Genomic DNA, 23,218 nt, shown 5'->3' with positions numbered 1-23,218 from the left:
GCTCACTTTGCATGTGGGATCCCGAAATAAATTCGGGATGACATTATGTTTTAGAAAACTCCTCACTTTTTCAGCGTTTGTTCAAATAATTTAAATATGCGTTTGTACTCATCCGTCCAGCTGCTGGCTTGTTCAAAGCCGTGATCTTCTACCGGGTACGATGCCAGTTCCCAGTTCTCCTTATGCAGCTCAATCAATTTTTGGGTAAGGCGGATGATATCCTGGTAATTCACATTCTGATCTATCATGCCATGCAGCATCAGCAGGTTGCCTTTTAAGCCGTTGGCAAAATAAATAGGCGAACTTTTACGGTAAGCCTGCTCATCGGTAAAGGGCTCATTTAAAATATTAGAGGTGTACCCGTGGTTGTAATGCGCCCAATCGGTTACCGATCTGATAGCCCCGCCAGCCGCAAAAACATCGGGCTCGGTAAACATACCCATCAAGGTAATAAAACCACCGTATGAACCGCCGTACAAACCCACATGCTTAGGGTTAACACCAAATTTTTCAACCAGGTATTGTACTCCATCCACCTGATCGGTCAGGTCCTTGCCACCCATGTGACGGTAGATCCCTGTACGCCAGTCGCGGCCATAGCCGGCACTGGCTATATAATCAATATCCAGCACGGTATAGCCATTATCGGCCAGCATATTATTGAACATAAACTCGCGGAAGTAGTAACTCCAGGAATAAGTAACCTCCTGTAGATAACCGGCACCGTGCACAAAAATAACCGCGGGTTTAGCCGGATCGGCCTTTTTAGGCAGGTACTGGCGTGCGTAAACATCATTGCCATACCGGTTTTTAAAGGTAATGATCTCCGGATCGCGCCATGGGTAGGAGGTATATTCCTGACTTATAGAATGTGTTACCTGCACCGCCTTCGCACCGGGTTTATTAGGTTGCAGATACAATTCCCAGGGCTTATTGGAATAAGAATAACGGATAGCCAGCCATTTTTCATCGGGCGACAGGGTTACGTCGTTACCGCCTTTCATCCCGGTAATTTTAACCGGATTGCCGCCACTTACCGGGATGCTGTAAAAATGCGTGATACCCGGGTGCTCTATATTGGCGGTAAAGTAAAATGTTTTTTTATCGTTTGATAATTGCAGGGTTTGCACCTCCCACTTACCGCTGGTGAGTTGTTTTTTTGCGCCGCTGACCACATCAACCAGGTAAATATGCGAATAGCCGCTGGCCTCGCTCTGGAAATAAAAGTGAGTATCATCTGTAAATCCAACATTACCAGCTGCACCGGTTTCAATACCCGGCCCACCGATCCAGGCTTCATCACGCTGACGGTCGAGCAGGCTTAGTTTACCTGTTACCGGGTCAAGGCGCATGATCCACCTGTCTTTATTATCCTGCGCGCTGATCACCACAACGGCGTTTTTGCCGTCCGCGCTCCAGAATGGACCTTCTATATCTACCTGTCTGTCTGCATTTGTTTTTTTACGTTCGGCAAGTTCCGCAGGATAGTCCTTCAGGTAATCGGGCAGATCTTTAATACCGGGGATATCCTGGGTAAGTACCGGGTAAAAGGACTGGCGACGGGTATCAAACACCAGCATTTTTGAGGTAGATGACGGCCTGCCGACTTTGGAGCGATTCGGGATATCCTCCGTAAAGCCCGAAGCCGTTACATAATTCGGCACAATAGCATTTTTTACGCCATCGGCAGCTTTGGTTAACCGATAGGTAACGTACTTACCATCCGGACTTATTTTTACCAAACCAACTCTATCACCAGCGGTAACCAATTCTTTTAATTGCTGGGGTTCCAGGGCTGCGGTTTGGGTGGAATCCAGTTTATCCTCTTTCGCCTCTTTTTTAATGATATCAAAAAGTTCCAGTTGTTGTTTTTTGAGCCACGATTGCTCATCGTTCAGCTTTTCGGCATCTTTTTTATCCGTTGGTGAACGCACAAAATTGGTAAGCTGTTTTAACTGCCCGCCGTTGAGTTTCAGGGCAAAAAGGTTATTGTTTTGTTTAAATATAATCTCATGTTCATCACCGCTGAAAATGGGGTCGTCCTCGCGCTGTTCGGTATTGGTTAATTGAATGACCTTGCCACTTTTAATATCAGCCAAAAACAGATCGCCGTTTTTTTCAAAAATCTTTTGCGTATGACTTTTATTCCATTCGCCATCAGCCGTTAAACCGCGCTGCTCGCCTATACTTACTTTTTGCGGACTGGTGTTACCGGTAGTGATGGCGTATAATACATCCGCGTCATCATGACCTGGGTTCCATTTAAAATAGATCTTTTTACTGTCGTCGCTCCAGCGGATATTGGATGGTGATACACCGATCCATTTGGGGTCGCGCATGATCTTTTCAATGGTCAATGTATCCAGTTTCTGAGCGAACGCGCCGGCAGTATTAGCTATAAGTAGTAGAGTAATGAGTTTCTTCATGTGATCAGTATGGCAAAATGCCTTAAAATGTCTGCAATTTAGCAGTTTCGGTTATCATTGTTATTTTTAAACATTTTATTGTTACAAAATGGAAATACAGGGTTCGGCATTTACTTTAAGGGGATGGTTTGATGGTGATGAAGCATCATTGCAAAAACATGCGGATAACCCCAATGTATCCGCTTTTTTACTGGATCGCTTTCCCTACCCTTATACCCTGAATGATGCTTTTATCTGGGTGGCCTTTATGAAGAAACAAGAGCGCCAGACTAATTTCGCGATAGCTATTGACGGCCAGGTTTGCGGCGGTATTGCCGTAGATTTAAAGGTTGATGCCAACCACAAGGAGGCCGAAATAGGTTACTGGCTTGCCGAACCTTATTGGGGCCGCGGCATCATCACAGAAGCGGTACAGTTGCTTACCAGTTATGCCTTTGAAAACCTGGGCATCATCCGTATACAGGCCGGTGTGTTCAGCAAAAATACCGCATCTATGCGGGTGCTGGAAAAGGCAGGTTATATTAAAGAGGGTATTATGCGCAACGCGCTGATCAAAAAAGGCGAAGTGATGGATAAGCACCTATACGCCATTTTGAAACCCGAATGATTTAACGCTTCCTAAAACCTTATTTAATGAAATGGAATAATTTGCCATATAGTGGGTTTACATATAAATCCACTATATGGTGATAAATAACACATAATTATTTGATTATCAATTAAATATAACAATGTCAACCATAAAATATGTAAACCATGTAAACCCACTTTTATAACAAAATGGCCTGCCTGTTCAGCGTAATAGCCCATCACTGAAAGGCTGTCATGCTGAGCTCCGTCGAAGCATGGTGGGCAGGCCTCTGCGCTCTACCCTTCGACGGAGCTCAGGGTGACAGGCCTTTTTTAACATTATAGACTACTTTCAGGAGACCCGGAGGGGACAAAAATACAATGCCATACTAATTCACCATTCGCCCGGAAAGATCAACCGTACGGGCAAAGGGGTTTAAAAACTTATTGGCCAAAACAGCAAATTCCCGACGGGTTACCGGTCGGTTCAGGTCAAAATCAGAGCTGAATTTATACTGCGTTTTCCAGGCTTTTTGCAGGCTTATCTGCAAGGTTTTAGGCTCCGTCAAAGTGATCTCGCTAATGAACGACAGCAGGTTACCCTGTGTAAACTTTTCACCTGGTTTTTCTTTATTAAACCATAAAAAAGCACGGGCATATATCTCCTTAAAAAAAGGCTCTACTTCGGCGGTGCTTACTACAGAATCGGGCATAAACAGTAGCTGCGCACTGTTGCCGTTTACCTTTTGAATCCCTTTAAGTAAACCCGTAGCTCCAATTTGCTGCATCGACCTCAAATAAGGGTCGTTTGGCTTGATATCTGAAAAAGGCAATAGCCAGGCTTTAAAATCAAGCAATTCGCCTTGTATTATCCGCACATTTAGTTTTTTGGTGGTTGTTTTAAAGAAAGCGCAAAAAGCGGCCGTTGCCCCCGCACCCTGCCCCACGGACATTTGAACAGAAGGATACATACTGCTGGCATTTACCAAATGTGATACCGACAGCGCTTTTTCTGTAACCAGTAAATTATCAAGATCTTTAAGCACGATAGAACCTAGCGGGATGCTGTAAGCCATAAATGGCGGATAGTTTGTTTTTGGTGCGGTACCCTCTCCATAATGTTGCCCCGGTGAGGCATCGCCCACTGCTATGGCGGTACGGTACAGTTTTACCGGGCGATCATAAGGTTGATAAAGGTCATCCAGTGTCATACGAACCAATCCTTTGGCGCGGCCGGCCTCCCTGATGTAGGGAAGGTAAGGCAGGTGATCGGGCGTTGGGTATTCATCATCCAGCCCAAGGTTTTTAAATCCCAGTTCTGTTTGCAGGTAATATATCAAGCCCAGCGTATGTAAACGTGCTTTAGCATAAAAAGCATCGCGGTTGGCCGGTTTCAGGTCATCGGCAGTGGTGGGGTATTGATTACCACATCCTGCCCATTTGATCATGTATTTATCGTTAGGCAATCTGGCTTCAGCCAGCATTTTGCTGATATTTTTTCCTTTTAAACAGCCGTACTCCGCAGCATCATAACCTTGTGGTTTGGCCATAGTTTTATCGGCAGTTTTCCCAAAGTCTTTCACAATGGCTATCCAGGTAATATCCTGTATACGGGGCAAAGCTGTGGCCGGGGCTAAACTTTCGCCGGTATCCTGCGAACTGTCAAAACCCGATATGAGTACCTCACCTGCTTTAGCTGCCACATCGCCAGTTTCGGTAGCATCAATCACTACTTTGGCTTTTATGGTGGTGGTTCTGTTATTTTCGGTAATGCTCATCTGCCAGCCTGTACCATCTTTTTCAATGGCGGTAAATGGGGTGTTCAATTTTACGGTGAGATTTTTAACGGTATCGGTCATTTTTTTGAGGATGGCCGCACCGGTGTAGGGTTCAAAACGCAGGGTGGCATTATAGGTGGTATCATAACCCAGTCTGCTTTTGTAAAAATCGCGCACATGCCTACGGAATTCGCCCCAGATACCTGTTGGTAAATTCCTGTTGCCTTCCACTACGCACATACCCACGGCGGTCATACTGCCACCCAGCCAGGGACCGGGCTCAACCAGTATGGTTTTCAGCTTGCTGCGCGCACCCTGTATAGCTGCCGCGGTTCCGGCAGCTCCGCCGCCTATCACCAGTATATCGGTTTTGATGGTTTGTGCATATAAAAATGAGGTATTTAAAAGCAGGACTACTAACAATATCTTTTTAACCATCGGTTTATTAAATAGGTACAAAACGCTAAATTAGGGCAAAAGCTTGCGGTAGTTTTAAATTATACCTAAATTAATTTTTTTTACAGCCCATGACAGATGAACAAATGAAATTCCCGATAGGGAAATTTACGCCGCCGGCGTCATATACCAACGAAGATATCCGCGAATGGATAGACGATATCAGGACCCTGCCCGGTAAATTAAGACATGCTATTGCCGGCCTAAACTACCAGGAACTGGATACGCCTTACCGCACTGGGGGCTGGACATTACGACAAGTGATACACCATTTGGCCGATAGCCACATGAACTCCATTACCCGCTTTAAGCTGGCTTTAACCGAACACAACCCGGTGATAAAACCATACGAAGAGGCCGACTGGGCCCTGCTGCCAGATTATCGTCTGCCGGTTGAGCCATCCTTAAAAATTCTTGAAGGTATACACCAGCATTTTGTTGCCCTGTTTGAAAGTTTTACAGAAAATGAATGGTCGCGCACCTTTGTTCACCCGGCTTCGGGCGATACCGTTTCGCTCATCAGGGGACTTGGACTTTACGCCTGGCACAGCAATCACCACCTGGCCCATGTTACCGAAACAGTGAAAAAATTCAAGAAGGAAGAGGTAAAAGGTTAAAGGCTAAATATTTTAATATCGAACACTGAATATTGAATTTAGAATGATGAAGTACTAAAATAAAGGAAGTTTAAATTCCCGAATTTCTTGCGTCACCACACTTCGATGTTCGAAATTCAACATTCAATATTCGTTATTTACTTCTCACTTAAACAGCGGCCGGAAAGCTCAAGTAAAAAGAGGTACCACTGCCGATAGTTGTTTCGAACCAGATTTTGCCATTGGCATTTTCGATGGAGTTTTTAACAAATGCCAGTCCCAAACCGGTGCCCGAGCTTTTGGTGGTAAAATTGGGCTCAAATATTTTTTCGCGCATATTCTCGGGGATCCCGTTACCATTATCCTTGATCGTGAGCAGTACGTTTTTACTGGTTATCAGATAATTGATGTCGATAACCCCCTGCCTGTCTGGCGGGGTTGCTTCAATGGCATTTTTGAGCAGGTTATTAAAACAACGCAGTAGCTGGTCACGGTCGGCATTGATCATAAATGGCGTTTCGGGCGGCTGATAGGCAATAAGGATATTATCCATCTGCTTAAAAATGGTGACGGCCTGGCCCAGCATGTCAAAAATATTGATCTGCTCAATACGGGTATCCGGCATTTTGGCAAAGGCCGAAAACTCCGACGCGATAGACGAAAGACTTTCGATCTGTTCCACAAACGACCTGCTAAAACGCTCAAACTTCTGATCAAATTTAGGATCTTTATCTTTCCATGATTTATCCAACAGCTGTAAGCCCAGTTTTAACGGGGTTAGCGGATTTTTAATTTCATGGGCTACCTGTTTGGCCATTTCGCGCCAGGCACTTTCCCGCTCGGACTGGGCCAGACGGTGCGCGCTGTTCTCCAGTGCTGATATCATTTTATTATACTCAGATATCAACGCACCGATCTCGTCATTACGCGCCCATTTAATGTGTTCATTCTTTTTACCGTATATGGTTTTACTTAAGCTTTCCTGTATAAAGTTTAGGGGCGCTGTAATTTGCCGGGCAATAATAACCGCGAACAACCCGATAGCCAAAAACACCACCGCGTACACATTGATCATCACATTTAACAGAGCGCTGATACGCTCCCGGTAATCTGCCTCGTTCGAAAAATAAGGCAGCTGGATATACGCTATCGTTTTATTTGAACTGATGATGGGTGCATAAGCTGCTTTATAACTCAATCCGCCTATTTTTTCCTCATTCACAAACTCCGATTTTTGAAGCCTGCTCAGGTAAATAAAAGCTTTGGCATTCATCCTTTTGGCTGTTAAGCCATACTCATAAATTTTGGGCTGGGTAGTTACCAGCGGTACCCCGTTGGTATCAAATAAAGTAAGGTCGGTTGAATAATTATTGGCCAGCTCGTTAAAACTCACCTGGCTTTCTTCATTAACATTGTATATATATTTATTGAACTGGCCACTTTCAAAAGCTGTAACTATACGGGTTATCTTATCGCGGATCATTTTATCCTGCTGGGTGTGGTATTGGGTGCTGATGGATACAAATGTGATAAAGCCCACCATCAGGAGGGTGATCATTACGGCAAATACCATCGAAAATTGGATACGCGTTCGATATAGTATCCTGTCGAAATTTATTTTGAAGCCCCATTTTAAATCATGATCGTTGATGCTCCATATTTTAACACGCATCCGTAACCAGCGGATGGTTAAAATAACCGAGCTAAAAATTAATAGTACCACAAAAAAGAAGGTAACCGAGGTGATCCCGTTATACAGGGGGTTCTCTTCTTTACTCACCACTATCAAATTACGGTTACTGGGCTTATATATTAAATGGCTGTAAGTAGTAAAGCTATCATACCACTCAGCGTTAGTACTACGTGTGGTTTTGATGATGTACTTTTTAATAACCCCTTGAAATTCGGTATTATTAAGGGTATAAACATAATTACCCTTTTGGCTCAGGAGTTTATTGTCGATATAAAACGCGTAGGAGTAATCTTTAAATTCATCTTCAGGCTTGATGTGCCCATCAACCAGCAGCTCCGGAAAGGTACCTGATGGTTGCAATGGCTTTGATTTTAATTCAATGACCAGGGTACCCAATTGTTTGCCGCCATGATTAACAGGTAAAATGGCAAAGTAGTTCTGAAACCCGAACGATTCATTTTCACGGTAGAAATAATCCGATACCTTAAATGAACTGTACAATACCAGATCTTTAAATACATTCAGCGTATAATTATCATCTGTTAGTGGTTGCTCCTGCTCGTTATACTCATGTACTTTAAATTCGTATTTCGACAAATAGCCATCAAAATATAATTTCTGGAAACGGGTTTTCAGGAAATCTTTATTGTGAACAGCATTCGGGGTGAAGTATCCGATAATGGCTGTATCGGCAATGATCTGCCCCTCTATTTTTTTGAAAATATAATCGGCAGTCGCATCATCCGGAACCTCCAGTTTTTGAACAAGCGCTTTACGTGTTTCCCGCTCCTTTACGTTTTCAAACTGATTAAGCTTGATGGCCGAAATAAGGGCACATATTAGTATTATGCCCAGAAGCGTTGTGCCATTAAGCCGCCCCTTATGATATAAATGCCCATAAGCCCTGATAATAACGAGGATGCACCATAAAAGATAAAACGATGTATACTCCCGGTACAGGGCAAAAACTATTGTTGTTATAACCACACCCAGCAGTAGCAGGAATAGCTGATGTGAGCGAGGCACTAATAGTCTGAGACAAATAGAAAGGATGATCTCATCAATAATATAAAATACCAGGAAGCTGAAACACAGCATGAATACGCCAAGCAAACTAAAGCCCGAAAGGCTCAATACATTATTGACATTGAAGCTTATTTTTGAATTGATGATCAAACCATAAAATAAGTTTAACAGCAGGGTTGAGCTGGCAATGAGCATCAATATACTGGCTATAACAATAAAGTAGCCAGCCGTTTTACCGGGCACAACTGTAAACAACCTGCGCCGCTGCAGATACATAAAGGTAACAAACCAGCATATGCAGAGGATATTGATACAAAAATCGCCCAGGGAGGGATATACTACGCTGGAGGCATAATATATGGGATTAAATACCGACAGTGTATAAGCAAAATCTGGCAGGTTAAAGTGCAGGTTAATATATCTGAACAATACTATAAACGCCGCTAATAGTACGATGGATAATACCGCATGGCCTTTTAAAGCAACATAACTGCATACCCTATGCATTAAAATGCACAACACCATTACAGTTAATATCCAGAAAGTCAGTTCATAATAAACAAAGGCGTAATTAATGCTGTTGGGCTTTAACTTTATGGAGAATAAATAGCTGTGATTGCTGCTGTGTACCTCATAAACGTTATTGTCTGCAAACTCGGCTATTTCAACGTTGTTATATTTAACCAGGTCCTTATCAAACGTGTTTTGCAGATACTGGTTTTCAAACGCGTAGTTGAGCTTTATCGGAATAAAAAAGATAACGGAAAAGTCGCCTTTGGTTTTTCTTATTGTTTCGTAGTAACCATTGGGTTGCCTGGTAAAAGAGTAACCTTCTTTTATAGCCCCCAAATTGTCAGGAATAACCCTTATCCCGCTCCAAAACCGTAGATTATTGTTTTGCAGCGTAATAAACAATATACGATTATTAACCGTGATGTCATTAATATCATTAAGGGCATCCTGCTCATTATCGGGCAGATATTTTAACAACCTGAAGCTTAGCTTATTGTTGATCAGCTCATTTACATAAGCCTCTTTTTTATGCAGGTTTTCTTCCAGCGTGGTACCGGCTTTTACCAGGTTATTTACAGGAGAATACGCTTTTTGAACAATAATGGCCGTAATTAATAAACTAAGGCCTATTAAGGTAAGCAACAAGCGTATTTTTCCTGCGGTAGTCAAATTTCCTGTATGTTTTAGTTAGTATCAAATAATTAGTATCAAGTATCAAGACCTCTTAAATACGGATTTAGAATTGGTAAAAAAGTCTTGATACTTGATACTAACTACTTGATACTGGATTTATTGTAAAACCGCGCTACTGGTGGGCACCGCCATATCTACCTTTTTTACCAGTCCTTGCAGCACTTTGCCCGGCCCTACTTCGGTAAATGATGTTGCTCCATCTTCCAGCATATGTTTTACAGTTTGTGTCCATCTCACCGGACCGGTAAGCTGGGCTATTAAATTTTGTTTGATAGATGCCGTATCTGTATAAGGTTTGGCATCAATATTTTGGTATACCGGGCAAACAGGTTCTTTGATCTCGGTAGCAACAATGGCTGCTTCGAGCTCAACCCTTGCCGATTCCATCAGGGGAGAATGGAACGCGCCGCCTACCTTAAGCTTCAGCGCTCTTTTAGCGCCGGCCGCCAGCAGCTTTTCGCAGGCTTCGTCAATACCTTCTATACTACCAGAAATAACCAGTTGTCCGGGACAGTTATAATTAGCAGTCACCACTACAGCGGTTGCCCGTTGGCAAACGTCCTCTACCGTAAAATCATCCAGACCTAAAATGGCCGCCATAGTTGATGGCTGTAGCTCACAGGCTTTTTGCATGGCGTTAGCACGTGCGGCTACTAAACGCAAACCATCTTCAAATGATAATGCACCTGCCGATACTAGTGCCGAAAACTCACCCAGCGAATGCCCCGCAACCATTTCCGGTTTAAAATCATCGCCCAAAACGGCAGCTAAAATAACCGAGTGTAAAAAAATGGCTGGCTGGGTAACATTGGTTTGCACCAGGTCTTCGGCTGTGCCATCAAACATTACATCGGTGATACGGAAACCCAATATCCCGTTAGCTTTTTCAAATAACTCACGGGCCTTATCTGATTGTTCATACAGATCTTTACCCATACCTGGAAACTGGGAGCCCTGCCCCGGAAAAATATATGCTTTCATTTTTTATTTCGGATGTCGGATGCTCGATTTCGGATTTATTTTACCTTATATCGATCTCCTTTTTTATCTTCTCTTGGTTCTTGATTCTTATCTCTTGCTTCTCGCCCGCGGGCTTAACCCAGTTTAGCTGATATCAAATTTAAAAATTCTGTACGGGTTTTCTCTTTTAAAAACTCGCCGGTAAATGCCGATGTGGTTGTTACCGAGTTTTGTTTTTGTACACCGCGCATGCTCATGCACAAATGACGGCATTCAATAACAACCCCTACACCAATAGGATTCAGGGTTTCCTGTATACAATCACGTATCTCATTGGTTAAACGTTCCTGTACCTGCAGGCGGCGGGCAAAAACATCAACAATACGCGGTATTTTGCTCAGGCCAACCACATAGCCGTTAGGGATGTAAGCGATATGCGCTTTGCCAAAAAACGGCAGCATATGATGCTCGCACATAGAGTATACTTCAATATCCTTTACGATCACCATCTGGCTGTATTCTTCCTTAAACATGGCCGAGTTCATGATCTCTTTAGCATCAAGATCGTATCCGTGCGTCAAATACAACATGGCTTTGGCCATACGCTCGGGGGTTTTTAGCAAGCCCTCACGCTCAGGGTTTTCGCCAATTTGTTTTAAAACATCATGGTAGTTTGCTGATAGGTTGGTGATCAGTTCGGTATTATACCTGTCAACCTTGGTGTAACCATACGCGTCATCATCGTCGTCATCGCGGACTGGTGGAATGTGGTCGTTGTTCATCTTATCAAATTATCCGCCAAAGTATTCGGCAGAGTTGTTTTCGGTTTCATACAATTTAACCGAGTGTAAAAAAACACCCTCGTAAGCTTCAATAGGCGCTTTAAGCTGGTTAAATATCTCAATGCACAATAACTCTGTCGACGCCATTTTACCTTCCATAAAAGGCACATCCTTATTGATGTTCTTATGGTCGAGCTTTTCGATCACGTAATCGTTAATGATGGTTTTGAGTTCTTTCAGATCTATCAGGTAACCTGTAGCGTGTGTAACTTCGCCTTTAACGGTTACAAACAGGTTGTAATTATGCCCATGCCAGTTGGGGTTGGCGCATTTGCCAAATACCTCAAAGTTTTTTTCAGCGCTCCATTCCTCACGGTACATCCGGTGAGCGGCATTAAAATGTTCCTTGCGCGTAATATGTATCATCATAATATTTGTGGGTGCAAATATACAAAACAAAAATAGCTGAGTTGTTTTATCTTAGCAGTCAAAAAAACCTATATGCTCATATTAATTGTAGCAGCCACATCCTTTGAGGTTGAACCTTTAGTAAACAGTTTTGGAAATAAGCTTGATGTACTGATAACCGGCGCCGGCATGGTACCCACTGCCTTTGCCCTGGGCCGTCAGTTTAATATGCACAAATACGATCTGGTGATTAACCTGGGTATTGCCGGCAGCTTTGATCGCAGCATTACCCCTGGCTATGTAGTTGAGATTACCGAGGATACCTTTGCCGAAACAGGCGCCGAAGACGACCAGGAATTTATACCTATTACCACCCTTGGTTTTGGCGAAAACACGTTTAAGCCAACTACCACACTGGAACAGGTTTGCAGTAGTCTTTACCTGGCCAAAGCAAAGGCCATTACGGTAAATACCGTGCATGGCAACGAGGAATCCATTCAAAAAATACAGCGAAGATTGAACCCGCAGATAGAGACCATGGAAGGCGCTGCCTTTTTTTATGCCTGCCGCCAGTTTAATACACCCTGCCTGCAGATCAGATCAGTGTCAAATTATGTAGAAAAACGTAACCGCGACAACTGGGATATACAGCTTGCCATTAAAAATCTGAATAACTTTGCCATTGATCTGGTTAACCAGATCATTAATAATTAAGGCTTTTGGGGAACAAGGATGAGGAGAGCAAGGAACAAGGATTAAAAAAAGATCCTTGCTCTTTGTTCCAAAAATCTTTGCTCCAATAAAAAACTACAACGATGAAACTAACACTCGGCTTTTCGCCCTGCCCTAACGATACTTTTATTTTCGATGCCCTGATTCACCATAAAATTGATACCGAAGGCCTGGAGTTTGAGGTTTTTTATGATGATGTGGAAACCTTGAACCAAAAAGCCTTTCGCGGTGAACTGGATGTGACCAAACTGAGCTACCATGCTTTTGCCTACGTGGCCGATAAATATGTATTGCTCGACTCGGGCAGTGCCTTAGGTTACGGCGTTGGGCCGATGTTAATATGCAAGGAAAATGAGGATGAATTGCACGCGCAACTCGCATCCGGCAACCCACAACTCAAAATCGGTATCCCCGGTAAATACACCACGGCCAACTTTTTGTTAGGTTACGCATTTCCCAATGCTACCAATAAGGTGGAACTGGTGTTTTCGGACATTGAAAATGCGGTGCTGGAAGGTCGTGTTGATGTGGGTTTGATCATCCATGAAAACCGCTTCACTTACCAGGATAAAGGTTTAAAAAAGATCCTGGACCTGGGCGGTTACTGGGAAAAACAAACCGGCTGCGCCATACCTTTGGGCGGCATTGTAGCCAACCGTAATTTACCTGTTGATGTACAACATAAATTAAACAGAGTATTGCGCAAATCGGTAGAGTTTGCCTTCGCCAATCCAAAATCCGGACTGGAGTTTATCCGCTCGCATGCCCAGGAAATGAGCGAAGAAGTGATGTACAAACACATTGATCTCTACGTAAACAAATACTCCATTGACCTGGGCGAAGAGGGCCGTAAAGCCATCAACCTGCTTTTTGATACCGCACTGAAAAACAATACCATTCCGGCTATAAAAGAAGAGTTATTTTTAACTTCTCTTGCCCACTAAAGGTAGCTTTAACGATATATTAAAGCCATATGTACCCACGCGTCATTGCGAGGAACGAAGCAATCCCCGATTTGCAGAGTCGCTCTGTATAGTATAGAGATTGCTTCGTTCCTCGCAATGACGCTTTTTTTATCGCTTATACCCCCTATATCCCTCCTTTCGATAGCCATTCATCTTTCACTCAAAAAAAATTTCAAAAAAATTTGCGTAAGTAAATGCTTACATATATATTTGAGTAAGCAAACGCTTACACATTATGACAAGCACCAGAAGAGACGTATTCCAGGCCATAGCCGACCCTACCCGCCGCCAGATCATTAACCTGATCGCGCAGCAGCCCCTGAACCTGAATGCCATTGCCGATAACTTTGAGGTAAGCAGGCCGGCCATATCGCAACATATCAAGATCCTGATAGAGTGCGGTTTGATAGATGTTAAAAAAAACGGGCGGGAACGCTATTGCGAAGTGAGACTTGAACCATTGAACGAGGTGGCCCAATGGATAGAGCCATACCGCAGGAGTATAGAAGAACGCTTTACTAAAATGGATGATCTGCTGGCGCGTATGCAAAAGGAAAATGGATCAAATGATAAAAAATAAAGAGGCACCAATTAAAAATTAAAAAAATGGAAAAGAATCAAACAACCATCGCCGCCGTACCCGGCAAACAGGAAATTTTCATCACCCGGGAATTTGATGCTCCACGCGAGCTCGTTTTTAAAGCATATACCGACCCTGAATTACTATTACAATGGTTGGGCGGCCAATGCGACCTCACCATGCGGATAGAAAAATTTGAAGCCAGGGCAGGCGGATCCTATCGCTATATCCATACAGACCCGGCCGGTAATGAGTATGGTTTTCATGGGGTTTGTCATGAAAGCACCGCTCCCGAACGTATCATCCAAACATTTGAATTTGAAGGCTTACCAGAAGCAGGTCATGTAGCAATGGAAACTACAAAATTTGAAGCCCTACCCAATAACAGGACAAGGGTAGTTACACAATCCGTATTTCAATCCGTTGCTGATCGCGACGGCATGTTGCAATCCGGCATGGAGCAAGGCGTTCTTGACTCGCACGCGCGACTGGAAGAATTGCTTGCAACCGTTACAGCTTAATTAATTTGATATTTCGACGGGCGCGGCCTGTCATCCTGAGCCCGTCGAAGGATCGTGCGGAGAGGCCCTACCCACTATGCTTCGACGGGCTCAGCATGACAGGCTTAATAAAAAGCATCTGTTAAATAAAGTTAAATCCTTCTTTATGATTGCTTTATCAACAAAAACAATGGTATGTTGCAGTGATTAATCTATCACTGCATATGAAGCCATTATTCTACCTGTTAGCCGGCATCGTTTTGTCGGCAACCGTGATCTCCTGCAACAACAGCTCTAAAAACTCAGGATCAAATACTATTGATAAAATAGTCGTTCATGATAATGGCGTCAATATAGCTTATACAGATACGGGTAAAAATGATACCACTTTACTTTTTGTACATGGCTGGTGCATCAACAAATCGTACTGGGCCGATCAGGTAACTTATTTTGGCAAAAAATACCGGGTGGTAGCTATTGATCTGCCCGGCTTTGGCGAGTCGGGCAAAAACCGCAATCAGTGGAACACGCTGGCATTTAGCCACGATGTTGATTCGGTGATCAAACAGTTGGATCTGAAAAAGGTGATCCTGGTAGGTCATTCCATGTCGGGCGATGTGGTATTACAGGCTGCCGTCGATAATCCCCAAAAGGTAATTGGCCTGGTGGTGGTCGATATTTTTAAAAATGTTGGAAAGAACCAGGTGCAAACCGCACAAGCAAAAAAAGAATATGCCACTGCTATAGATTCACTAAAACATCATTTCAAACAAATAGCTTTTGAATACTTCAATCAGTCTCTCTTTTATACCACAACTACCGCGGCAGTTAAAAAAAGAGTACTTAACGATGTTGCCCATGTGGATACTGCAATTGCCGCCGCCTGCATGGAAGACAATAACGACTTTAACGAGATAGCCGGGCTGAAAGCAGCGAAAACGAAGTTATACCTCATCAACAGTGATGTAGAACCTACCGACACCACTCATTTAGCCGCTAATAAGATCCCCTTTAAATTATTATACATTCACGCTACCGGGCATTTTCCGATGATTGAAAAACCACAGGAGTTTAATACTCTTTTAGATAAGGCAATTACAGATATTAAAACTCGCTAACGGTGAGCTTCTGGTTTATTTTCTATTTCTAACAGAGCAGAATAATGTATCTTGTAAGTGCATAGAAAACTCAATCAAAATAAATGAAATACCTTCTTTTCTTAATCCTGTGTTTATGGATTCATGCAGGATCTGCGCAATCAAAACTGCCGGTTATCAAAGCCACCTCAAAAAGTGCGGATATCAATGACGGAGGTTATTTAGATAAAAACGCCTGGACACTTTCGCCAAAGATCAGGCCGGATGTTTTTACCGCCGAAAGATCAAGAAAAGCCAAATGGGTTACTTTTTATACCGATATCGACTCCATCAGGGTAAAAGTAAAACCAGGGACTAAGTTTAATTTTGTTGTATTGTTAAATGGTAAAGATTCCTGCTATACGCAAATTGCAAGCGCTATACCACCCGAAGATAAATCACAAAACAATATTGCCACGCATGATACTATCCCGTTTACGTTAACTGCCAATAATGCCATCTGTGTAAAAACCATCATTAACAATACCGATACTTTAAACCTTGATTTTGATAGCGGCTCCTGGGATTTTAGGTTAACCAGGGATGCTATCCTCAAAAAAACAAAGCTACTATCCAACCAGCCCGATGCTTTGGCCGGTAAAGCAAAGCCTAATTACAATAATTTAATTAAGGTTTTTAAATTACAAATGGGGAAATCCGTTTGGACCGATCCCGAAGTAGTGGCTACAGGATTAACCGCGTACGATATGGACGGGCGTTTTGGCTGGAACCTGTTTGAGAGTAAAACTTTGGAGATCAACTATGATCAAAATTTGTTGATCATCCATTCCAAACCCTTAAAAATCCCCAAAGGTTATGTGCGATCAAAGCTGAAGATCATCCGCTCTTTTGTTACCGCCAAAGGGACTTTTGAAATAGAAAATAAAAAATATACCGGCAGTTTTTTATTTGATACAGGCTCGGAACAGGCTGTAGTTGTAGATAGTACCTGGGTAAGCCAGCAAAATTTCCCCAGGAATTTAAAGCTGCTCAAATCATCCATAATTCATGACCCAAGAGGAGTTGGATATGAAACTAAAATAGTGCTTGCTCCTGCATTAAAGATCAATGGTTTTAAACTGACCAATATCCCAACCCTTATTTTAGGCGGTAAAAACCCTGTGGGCTTTATGATCAACTATTTGGGCGATGATGTTTTGAAGAGATTTAATATGATAATGGATTTCAAAAACGATTATCTCTATCTGAAACCTAATAAATTAACAAATTTAAAATATCGGGAAAGCTCCTGATAATTTCCCTTTTATCCTATTCTCCACAGTCATCCTGAACTTGTTTCAGGATCCCACAGAAGAAGTGACAGTCATGCGTACAATCTGCTATGTGAGATACCGAAATAAATTCGGCATGACTTCAGTTTTATCCCCCTTTGGTACCTATGGACCCGTAAAGCAACTATCTTCTGAAATTGAAATTATAAGCTACTCTTAAACCAGCCACTGGCACGGTAGTACTGCCGCTTGTCCTGCTCCACTTTAAAATGCTGCCACTCAAGTTGAACTCTACATTGTTTTGGTTATCAAGCGGTACCTGGTACCCAAGAGCAAGCGTGCCGCCGCTGCTGGACCTGTCGGCATTAATAATTCCTACAATTCCAGCACTCGCAAACCATTGTTTATCAAAATAGTATTTGCCGCTAAATGCAAGGCTAACTCCCCCCAGATCGCCCCGGGTATAGGTACTATAACCCTGAGGGCCCTCATGAATAATCGCGTTGTCGCCTTTTATTTGCTTAACACCTATTGCAGGTACCAGTGCAAAGGCATCGCTAAGACGTATATTACCCTGAACATTGACATCAACTCCGGGGCTGTAACCTGATGCAAATGGGATATTGGCACCCAAACCAAGGCCTATTCCGCTGCGTGCCTGCGCATGAACAGTGGCATACATCAGCACCATTATAACCGTTAATATTGCTGATGTAAAAACTTTATTCATAGTTATCTTCTAAAATATTCGTATTTCAGGTCTCAATACAACAACTGATCATACGGATACCTTTCGGTATGTATGGCCTTTACTTCGTTGTAAAGCAGATCCCTGAATTCATCTACGTTTTCTTTTTTAGTAGCTGATATAAATATCGCAGGACTGTTATTCTTAGCCATCCAGCTATGTTTAAAATCATCCAAAGTAAGTGGCTCTGCCTGTGGTTCCAACTGGTGCTCCTCTGGTTTAAAAGCATCTATCTTGTTAAATACCGTGATCATTTTTTTATCAATGGCTCCAATGTCTTTCAGCGTTTCGTTTACCGTGCGTATCTGGTCTTCAAAATTAGGATGCGATACATCCACCACATGCACCAGGATATCGGCTTCGCGCACCTCATCAAGGGTCGATTTAAAACACTCTACCAAATGGTGAGGCAGTTTACGGATAAATCCAACCGTATCTGACAGCAGGAAGGGTACATTCTCAATTACCACTTTCCGAACGGTAGTATCCAGCGTAGCAAACAGTTTGTTCTCGGCAAACACCTCCGATTTGGATATCATGTTCATGATGGTTGATTTACCCACGTTGGTATACCCCACCAAAGCGGCACGCACCATTTGGTTACGGTTTTTGCGCTGTGTTTCGTTCTGCTTATCTATCTGCTTTAGTTTTTCTTTCAGCAGCGATATTTTATTCAGGATCAAACGCCTGTCCGTTTCAATTTGCGACTCACCCGGACCACGCATACCGATACCACCCTTCTGACGCTCCAAGTGAGTCCATAAACGGGTAAGGCGAGGTAACAGGTATTGCAGCTGGGCCAGCTCCACCTGGGTTTTGGCCTGGGCGGTTTGTGCCCGGTTAGCAAAAATATCCAGTATCAGGTTATTACGGTCAAGTATCTTTACCTGTAGTTCGTTCTCGATATTACGTAGTTGCGATGGCGACAGCTCGTCGTCAAAAACTACCATATCAATCTCTTCTTCTATTACAAAGGCTTTAATATCTTCCAGCTTACCGGAACCTACAAAAGTTGCCCTATCCGGGCGTTGTAGTTTTTGGGTAAAGCTCTTTACGGTTTCGCCACCGGCTGTGGCTACTAAAAATTCCAGCTCCTCTAAATACTCCTTCTCCTGCTCATCGGTTACGTGCGGTGTCATTACACCAACCAAAACAGCTTTTTCCTGCTTCACAGCAGTATCATAAAATTTTTGTTTCATTAATTACAGTATATCAATCCAGATGCCAGTTCAACAAATGGCATACATTTAAGCACAACCTTTATTTTGCTGATGCCAAAATTACAGTAAAGCAATATATAAATTATATTCTTATTTACTATACGCGCCAGCCTTTCAAATAATTACAGGCAAATTTCCCAAATACGGATACCAACATTAATAGAAACGATAAAAGCTTAAATTTGCGCCTGATGATATTCAGGCTCGATAAACGTTTACTATTTCCCGAGCCCGATCTGGCCGAGCCAGACGGGCTCCTGGCTGTAGGCGGCGATCTGTCGACCCTGCGGCTGCTGCTGGCCTATCAAAACGGCATCTTCCCCTGGTACAGTGATGAAACGCCTATCCTGTGGTATTCGCCGCATGAACGTTTTGTGCTTTATCCGCAGGAACTCAACATATCCGGTTCCATGCGCCGGGTACTCAACTCGGGCAGGTTTAGCGTTACTGCCGATACCTGTTTTAACGAGGTCATCACAGCCTGCTCCACCGTTCCGCGCGAAGGACAGGACGGTACCTGGATCACCGATGATATGAAAGCAGCCTATAACCAGCTGCATGCCGAAGGCCATGCCCATTCGTTTGAGGTTTGGCAAAATAACGAGCTTGTTGGCGGTATTTACGGCGTGCAGGTAGGCGATGTTTTTTGCGGCGAAAGCATGTTCAGCAAAGTAAGCAACGCCTCCAAAACAGCGCTCATCCACGTATGCCAAAGCGGTCTTTACAAGCTGATAGATTGCCAGGTACACACCGGCCACATGGAATCGATGGGTGCTCGCATGATCAGCCGGGAACAGTATATGGCGATCTTAAAAGAATAAAAGCTTTCGGCTTTCCGCCTTCCGCTTTTAGCTTCGTTATAACTACCTTTGAAACGTGCAGCAAGCAAACACTAAAGAACGCATTATTTTAGGCATCGACCCCGGCACCGCCGTGATGGGCTATGGCCTGGTTAAAGAAACCGGACCTAAAATTGAGCTCATAGCCCTGGGCGTAGTGAAGATGGACAAGATGGACGATCATATGCTCAAACTGCAGCGCATATTCGAAAAAACCGTAGCCCTTATTGATAATTACAAGCCCGATTGCCTGGCCATTGAAGCCCCTTTCTATGGCAAAAACATACAGGTAATGCTTAAGCTGGGCCGTGCGCAGGGCGTGGCTATGGCCGCAGCGTTGTCGCGCAGTATCGATATTACGGAATATGCCCCCCGTAAAATAAAACAATCCATCACGGGAAATGGTAACGCTACAAAAGAACAAGTAGCCGCCATGTTGCAAAACCTGCTCAGCTTTAAAGAAACCCCTGATTTTCTGGATGCTACCGACGGACTGGCCGTTGCCGTTTGCCATTCCTTTCAACGCATATCCACAGGCAGCAAAACCGGCAGTAAAAAATCATACTCCGGCTGGGATACTTTTGTAAAGGATAACGTGAAGAGGATAGTGAAGTAAGATGTGGGGATGATGGATGTGCAGATTTCAAATGTGCGGATGTGCAGATGAAAAACAATAAAAAACCACGTCATTGCGAGGTACGAAGCAATCTCTACACAAGCAGGTCAATCATAAAAGTTCGCTCTGCACAGCATAGAGATTGCTTCGTACCTCGCAATGACGCGCGGGTATATTATCTGCACATCCGCACATTTGAAATCCGCACATCTGCACCTCAATCCCGCAGCGCGGCCTTGATCTTTTCTTTAGTGGCGCTAAGCTCTTCCTGGGTAAAACTTAGTTTGGGACGGGCAAAGTTCATGTCGTCAACCCGGTTCATGGGTATCAGGTGAATGTGTGCATGGGGCACTTCTAAACCGATCACGGCAACGCCAACCTTTTTACAAGGAATAGCTTTTTTTAGCGCTGTTGCCACAATTTTCGCGAAAATGTGCAGCCCGGTATAGGTTTCATCATCCAGGTCAAATATATAATCAACCTCTTTTTTAGGTATCACCAGCACATGCCCTTCGGCCAACGGACTAATATCCAAAAAAGCCAAAAACTCATTACTTTCAGCTACTACATGCGCAGGGATCTCCCCTGCTATTATCTTTGAAAAAATGCTCATGATTGGTGAGTGGTTTATTAAGTTGATTCGGTGAATAGATGGAATCGTTAATTAAGCTTTAGCAGTTAAAGAAATCCTGATAATTCCCTAATCAGAAAAATCAAGGTTCAGACACACTACTCACTCAATCAACCATTCACCAAAAACTTATCTGCTAATTTCCAGTATCTCGAATTCAATAACACCGGCAGGCACGGTGATTTCGGCGGTTTCACCAACTTTTTTGCCCAGTAAGCCTTTGGCAATGGGTGATGTTACCGATATTTTACCGGCTTTCATATCAGCTTCGCTTTCTGATACCAACTGGTAGCTCATGGTAGCGCCGTTTTTAACGTTCTTGATCTTTACAACAGATAAAGCCAATACTTTTGATACATCCAGTTTGGATTCATCAAGCAAACGGGCGTTGGCCAGGGTTTCCTGCATCTGTGATATTTTAGCCTCATGCAAACCCTGCGCTTCTTTTGCCGCATCGTATTCCGCGTTCTCAGAAAGGTCACCCTTATCCCGGGCCTCAGCTATCGCTTTTGATATATCCGAGCGTCCGGTAGTTTTTAATCGCTGTAACTCTTCTTTTAATTTTTCTAAACCCTCTTTGGTAAAGTATGATACCTCTGCCATAACAATAAATTATTAAATGTTTATTCTGTTGGTCATCCAAAAAAAACCGCCCCCCTTGTTTTAAGAAGGACGCAATGACTCTAAAAACAAACAAGACTACATGGGCCTGAGCCTACATAGTCTTGCTTTTGTATTTAACGAAGATAAGTTATTTAAATTTTAATATCCAAATTTATTTGATGTGCAGGTGTGCAGATTTCAAATGTGCAGATGATTATATAATGTTATTTTTCATTTGCACATTTGCACATCTGAAATCTGCACATTATCTGATCGCCACCAGCTTCTCGGCCATTACCTCGCTTATTTTGCGGTACGAATCAAACGTCCAGCCGGCCACGTGGGGGCTCAGCAGTACCCTGCCGCTTTGGCGTAGTTCATCAAACCATACCTGCTCGGCCAGTGCGGGGAATTTTTCAACCTCCAGCACATCTAAACCGGCGCCCAGTATTTTGCCCTGTTTAGTAGCATTCAGCACAGCGCTCACTTTAGCGGTTTTACCGCGCGATGTATTGATAAAAAATATAGGCTTTTTAAAGTGGAACAGATATTCATCGTCCACCAGTCCGTTTGTTTCGGGGGTAAGCGGGATGTGCAGGCTCAGCACGTCGCTATGTTTCACAATGTCTTCCATACTCACTTCGCGGGCATAGCGGTCGCTGAAGCCGGTTTTATACTTATCATAAGCGATTACATCCACCTGGAAGCCCGACAGCTTACGAGCAAAGCTATGCCCCATGTGGCCATAACCAATAATGCCCACAGTTTTACCTTTAAGTTCAAAACCACGGTTGGCTTCGCGCTGCCAGCTGCCACCGCGTATCTCGGCATCGCCTTTATTTAAATTGTTCATTAAGGATAGCAGCAGACCTATGGCATGTTCACCAACGGCATCAGAATTACCTTCGGGTGCGTTGATGAGGCTGATACCCTTTTCCGCGGCATAGGCCTCGTCAATATTATCCATACCGGCGCCTGCACGAGCCACAAAGTGCAGGTTAGCTCCGGCATCTATCACCTGTTTATCAACCCTGAATTTGGAGCGGATCACCAGGCCGGCATAGTCGCCAATGATCTGCAGGGCCTCATCGGCTTTGATCAGTGGTTTGTAGTCGCATTGGTAACCTTTGGCGACGGCCATCTCCATAAATATGGGATGCACATCGTCGACAATAAGAATGTTATTTTTCAATTTCAAAATATTAGGAAAGGGCAAATCTACAAAACCTCATGTGATTAGCCATCAGCTATTTATTGTATCCCTGATTTTTACAGTTTGAATATAATTGTGATTTAACGTGGATAAATAAAAATCATGTCATTGCGAGGAGGTACGACGAAGACAACCGACCAAAGGGAGCTCATTAATACCATTAAAAACAAACACCACATTAATAATCTCGTAGCTATACATGTTCGCGTGCGAGGAGATTGCCACGCTGCGCTCGCAATGACATGATGAGATAGGCATACGCGCATTCCCTCCAACCCTCTTTCCGCCGCAGGCGAAGAGAG

At 43.5% G+C, this 23,218-nt stretch carries 21 protein-coding genes; 10 read left to right on the top strand and 11 right to left on the bottom strand.

Going from position 1 to position 23,218, the window contains the following annotated elements:
* Window positions 1–62: 62 nt before the first annotated feature.
* Window positions 63–2,426 carry a S9 family peptidase gene (locus BLR84_RS23970; RefSeq protein WP_090472794.1) on the bottom strand — a complete coding sequence of 788 codons (2,364 nt, stop codon included), beginning with the start codon at window positions 2,424–2,426 and terminating at the stop codon, window positions 63–65.
* Between the two features lie 88 nt (window positions 2,427–2,514).
* On the opposite strand from BLR84_RS23970, the gene BLR84_RS23965 reads away from it, so the two are divergent.
* Window positions 2,515–3,033 carry a GNAT family N-acetyltransferase gene (locus BLR84_RS23965; protein ID WP_090472793.1) on the top strand — a complete coding sequence of 173 codons (519 nt, stop codon included), beginning with the start codon at window positions 2,515–2,517 and terminating at the stop codon, window positions 3,031–3,033.
* Between the two features lie 352 nt (window positions 3,034–3,385).
* Here the strand turns inward: BLR84_RS23965 and BLR84_RS23960 are convergent, their stop codons facing one another.
* Window positions 3,386–5,212, bottom strand: a complete 1,827-nt coding sequence (locus BLR84_RS23960) for an FAD-dependent oxidoreductase (RefSeq protein ID WP_090472792.1) — start codon at window positions 5,210–5,212, stop codon at window positions 3,386–3,388.
* An 89-nt stretch (window positions 5,213–5,301) separates the two neighbouring features.
* Between BLR84_RS23960 and BLR84_RS23955 the strand changes: the two genes are divergently transcribed.
* The gene (locus BLR84_RS23955; RefSeq protein WP_090472791.1) at window positions 5,302–5,847 is read left to right on the top strand and encodes a YfiT family bacillithiol transferase; all 546 of its coding nucleotides are present in this window, start codon (window positions 5,302–5,304) and stop codon (window positions 5,845–5,847) included.
* Between the two features lie 148 nt (window positions 5,848–5,995).
* Here the strand turns inward: BLR84_RS23955 and BLR84_RS23950 are convergent, their stop codons facing one another.
* The 4 genes from BLR84_RS23950 to BLR84_RS23935 form a co-directional block, all read right to left on the bottom strand.
* Window positions 5,996–9,727: an ATP-binding protein gene (locus BLR84_RS23950; RefSeq protein WP_090472790.1), complete on the bottom strand. Its 3,732-nt coding sequence runs from the start codon at window positions 9,725–9,727 to the stop codon at window positions 5,996–5,998.
* 120 nt (window positions 9,728–9,847) lie between these two features.
* A complete protein-coding gene (gene fabD / locus BLR84_RS23945; RefSeq protein WP_090472789.1) occupies window positions 9,848–10,732 on the bottom strand; it encodes an ACP S-malonyltransferase in 885 nt (294 codons plus the stop codon).
* A gap of 113 nt (window positions 10,733–10,845) precedes the next feature.
* On the bottom strand, window positions 10,846–11,493 hold the full coding sequence (gene folE, locus BLR84_RS23940; RefSeq protein ID WP_090472788.1) for a GTP cyclohydrolase I FolE: 648 nt from the start codon (window positions 11,491–11,493) through the stop codon (window positions 10,846–10,848).
* A gap of 9 nt (window positions 11,494–11,502) precedes the next feature.
* On the bottom strand, window positions 11,503–11,919 hold the full coding sequence (locus BLR84_RS23935) for a 6-pyruvoyl trahydropterin synthase family protein (protein WP_076373999.1): 417 nt from the start codon (window positions 11,917–11,919) through the stop codon (window positions 11,503–11,505).
* 75 nt (window positions 11,920–11,994) lie between these two features.
* Here BLR84_RS23935 and mqnB point away from each other — a divergent pair, with 75 nt between their 5' ends.
* The 6 genes from mqnB to BLR84_RS23905 all read left to right on the top strand — a co-directional run bounded on the left by mqnB (window position 11,995) and on the right by BLR84_RS23905 (window position 17,067).
* Window positions 11,995–12,615 (top strand): futalosine hydrolase, encoded by a 621-nt coding sequence (gene mqnB / locus BLR84_RS23930; protein WP_090472787.1) that lies wholly within the window; start codon window positions 11,995–11,997, stop codon window positions 12,613–12,615.
* Window positions 12,616–12,716: 101 nt separating this feature from the next.
* On the top strand, window positions 12,717–13,577 hold the full coding sequence (locus tag BLR84_RS23925; RefSeq protein ID WP_090472786.1) for a menaquinone biosynthesis family protein: 861 nt from the start codon (window positions 12,717–12,719) through the stop codon (window positions 13,575–13,577).
* Between the two features lie 256 nt (window positions 13,578–13,833).
* Window positions 13,834–14,178, top strand: coding sequence for an ArsR/SmtB family transcription factor (locus tag BLR84_RS23920; protein WP_090472785.1), 345 nt, complete (start codon window positions 13,834–13,836; stop codon window positions 14,176–14,178).
* Window positions 14,179–14,204: 26 nt separating this feature from the next.
* Entirely contained in the window at window positions 14,205–14,699 is a 495-nt protein-coding gene (locus BLR84_RS23915; RefSeq protein WP_090472784.1) for an SRPBCC family protein, read from the top strand.
* 203 nt (window positions 14,700–14,902) lie between these two features.
* The gene (locus BLR84_RS23910) at window positions 14,903–15,796 is read left to right on the top strand and encodes an alpha/beta fold hydrolase (protein WP_090472783.1); all 894 of its coding nucleotides are present in this window, start codon (window positions 14,903–14,905) and stop codon (window positions 15,794–15,796) included.
* 83 nt (window positions 15,797–15,879) lie between these two features.
* The gene (locus tag BLR84_RS23905; protein ID WP_090472782.1) at window positions 15,880–17,067 is read left to right on the top strand and encodes a hypothetical protein; all 1,188 of its coding nucleotides are present in this window, start codon (window positions 15,880–15,882) and stop codon (window positions 17,065–17,067) included.
* A 163-nt stretch (window positions 17,068–17,230) separates the two neighbouring features.
* Here BLR84_RS23905 and BLR84_RS23900 read toward each other — a convergent pair whose 3' ends face one another.
* Together BLR84_RS23900 and hflX are read right to left on the bottom strand one after the other, a co-directional pair.
* On the bottom strand, window positions 17,231–17,776 hold the full coding sequence (locus BLR84_RS23900; protein WP_090472781.1) for a hypothetical protein: 546 nt from the start codon (window positions 17,774–17,776) through the stop codon (window positions 17,231–17,233).
* 32 nt (window positions 17,777–17,808) lie between these two features.
* Window positions 17,809–18,993 (bottom strand): GTPase HflX, encoded by a 1,185-nt coding sequence (gene hflX / locus BLR84_RS23895; protein ID WP_090472780.1) that lies wholly within the window; start codon window positions 18,991–18,993, stop codon window positions 17,809–17,811.
* 212 nt (window positions 18,994–19,205) lie between these two features.
* Here hflX and aat point away from each other — a divergent pair, with 212 nt between their 5' ends.
* Both aat and ruvC read left to right on the top strand, forming a co-directional pair.
* Entirely contained in the window at window positions 19,206–19,835 is a 630-nt protein-coding gene (gene aat / locus BLR84_RS23890) for a leucyl/phenylalanyl-tRNA--protein transferase (protein WP_090472779.1), read from the top strand.
* Window positions 19,836–19,890: 55 nt separating this feature from the next.
* Window positions 19,891–20,469: a crossover junction endodeoxyribonuclease RuvC gene (ruvC, locus tag BLR84_RS23885; RefSeq protein WP_090472778.1), complete on the top strand. Its 579-nt coding sequence runs from the start codon at window positions 19,891–19,893 to the stop codon at window positions 20,467–20,469.
* A 217-nt stretch (window positions 20,470–20,686) separates the two neighbouring features.
* Here ruvC and BLR84_RS23880 read toward each other — a convergent pair whose 3' ends face one another.
* The 3 genes from BLR84_RS23880 to BLR84_RS23870 form a co-directional block, all read right to left on the bottom strand.
* Window positions 20,687–21,085 carry an HIT family protein gene (locus BLR84_RS23880; protein ID WP_090472777.1) on the bottom strand — a complete coding sequence of 133 codons (399 nt, stop codon included), beginning with the start codon at window positions 21,083–21,085 and terminating at the stop codon, window positions 20,687–20,689.
* A 144-nt stretch (window positions 21,086–21,229) separates the two neighbouring features.
* The gene (gene greA / locus BLR84_RS23875; RefSeq protein WP_090472776.1) at window positions 21,230–21,703 is read right to left on the bottom strand and encodes a transcription elongation factor GreA; all 474 of its coding nucleotides are present in this window, start codon (window positions 21,701–21,703) and stop codon (window positions 21,230–21,232) included.
* A 265-nt stretch (window positions 21,704–21,968) separates the two neighbouring features.
* Window positions 21,969–22,895, bottom strand: a complete 927-nt coding sequence (locus tag BLR84_RS23870; RefSeq protein WP_090472775.1) for an NAD(P)-dependent oxidoreductase — start codon at window positions 22,893–22,895, stop codon at window positions 21,969–21,971.
* Window positions 22,896–23,218 lie beyond the last annotated feature (323 nt).

The sequence above is a fragment of the Mucilaginibacter sp. OK268 genome (genome assembly GCF_900103125.1).
Taxonomy (GTDB): Bacteria; Bacteroidota; Bacteroidia; order Sphingobacteriales; family Sphingobacteriaceae; genus Mucilaginibacter.
The sequence above is the reverse complement of the archived record's forward strand: the minus strand, read 5'-3'. Positions and strand labels throughout refer to the sequence as shown.

What these genes read in the sequence shown, in the direction of transcription:
- BLR84_RS23970 (WP_090472794.1), bottom strand. Translation starts at nt 2,426, where the DNA reads ATGAAGAAACTCATTACTCTACTACTTATAGCTAATACTGCCGGCGCG.
- BLR84_RS23965 (WP_090472793.1), top strand. Translation starts at nt 2,515, where the DNA reads ATGGAAATACAGGGTTCGGCATTTACTTTAAGGGGATGGTTTGATGGT.
- BLR84_RS23960 (WP_090472792.1), bottom strand. Translation starts at nt 5,212, where the DNA reads ATGGTTAAAAAGATATTGTTAGTAGTCCTGCTTTTAAATACCTCATTT.
- BLR84_RS23955 (WP_090472791.1), top strand. Translation starts at nt 5,302, where the DNA reads ATGACAGATGAACAAATGAAATTCCCGATAGGGAAATTTACGCCGCCG.
- fabD (WP_090472789.1), bottom strand. Translation starts at nt 10,732, where the DNA reads ATGAAAGCATATATTTTTCCGGGGCAGGGCTCCCAGTTTCCAGGTATG.
- folE (WP_090472788.1), bottom strand. Translation starts at nt 11,493, where the DNA reads ATGAACAACGACCACATTCCACCAGTCCGCGATGACGACGATGATGAC.
- BLR84_RS23935 (WP_076373999.1), bottom strand. Translation starts at nt 11,919, where the DNA reads ATGATACATATTACGCGCAAGGAACATTTTAATGCCGCTCACCGGATG.
- mqnB (WP_090472787.1), top strand. Translation starts at nt 11,995, where the DNA reads ATGCTCATATTAATTGTAGCAGCCACATCCTTTGAGGTTGAACCTTTA.
- BLR84_RS23925 (WP_090472786.1), top strand. Translation starts at nt 12,717, where the DNA reads ATGAAACTAACACTCGGCTTTTCGCCCTGCCCTAACGATACTTTTATT.
- BLR84_RS23920 (WP_090472785.1), top strand. Translation starts at nt 13,834, where the DNA reads ATGACAAGCACCAGAAGAGACGTATTCCAGGCCATAGCCGACCCTACC.
- BLR84_RS23915 (WP_090472784.1), top strand. Translation starts at nt 14,205, where the DNA reads ATGGAAAAGAATCAAACAACCATCGCCGCCGTACCCGGCAAACAGGAA.
- BLR84_RS23910 (WP_090472783.1), top strand. Translation starts at nt 14,903, where the DNA reads ATGAAGCCATTATTCTACCTGTTAGCCGGCATCGTTTTGTCGGCAACC.
- BLR84_RS23905 (WP_090472782.1), top strand. Translation starts at nt 15,880, where the DNA reads ATGAAATACCTTCTTTTCTTAATCCTGTGTTTATGGATTCATGCAGGA.
- BLR84_RS23900 (WP_090472781.1), bottom strand. Translation starts at nt 17,776, where the DNA reads ATGAATAAAGTTTTTACATCAGCAATATTAACGGTTATAATGGTGCTG.
- hflX (WP_090472780.1), bottom strand. Translation starts at nt 18,993, where the DNA reads ATGAAACAAAAATTTTATGATACTGCTGTGAAGCAGGAAAAAGCTGTT.
- aat (WP_090472779.1), top strand. Translation starts at nt 19,206, where the DNA reads ATGATATTCAGGCTCGATAAACGTTTACTATTTCCCGAGCCCGATCTG.
- greA (WP_090472776.1), bottom strand. Translation starts at nt 21,703, where the DNA reads ATGGCAGAGGTATCATACTTTACCAAAGAGGGTTTAGAAAAATTAAAA.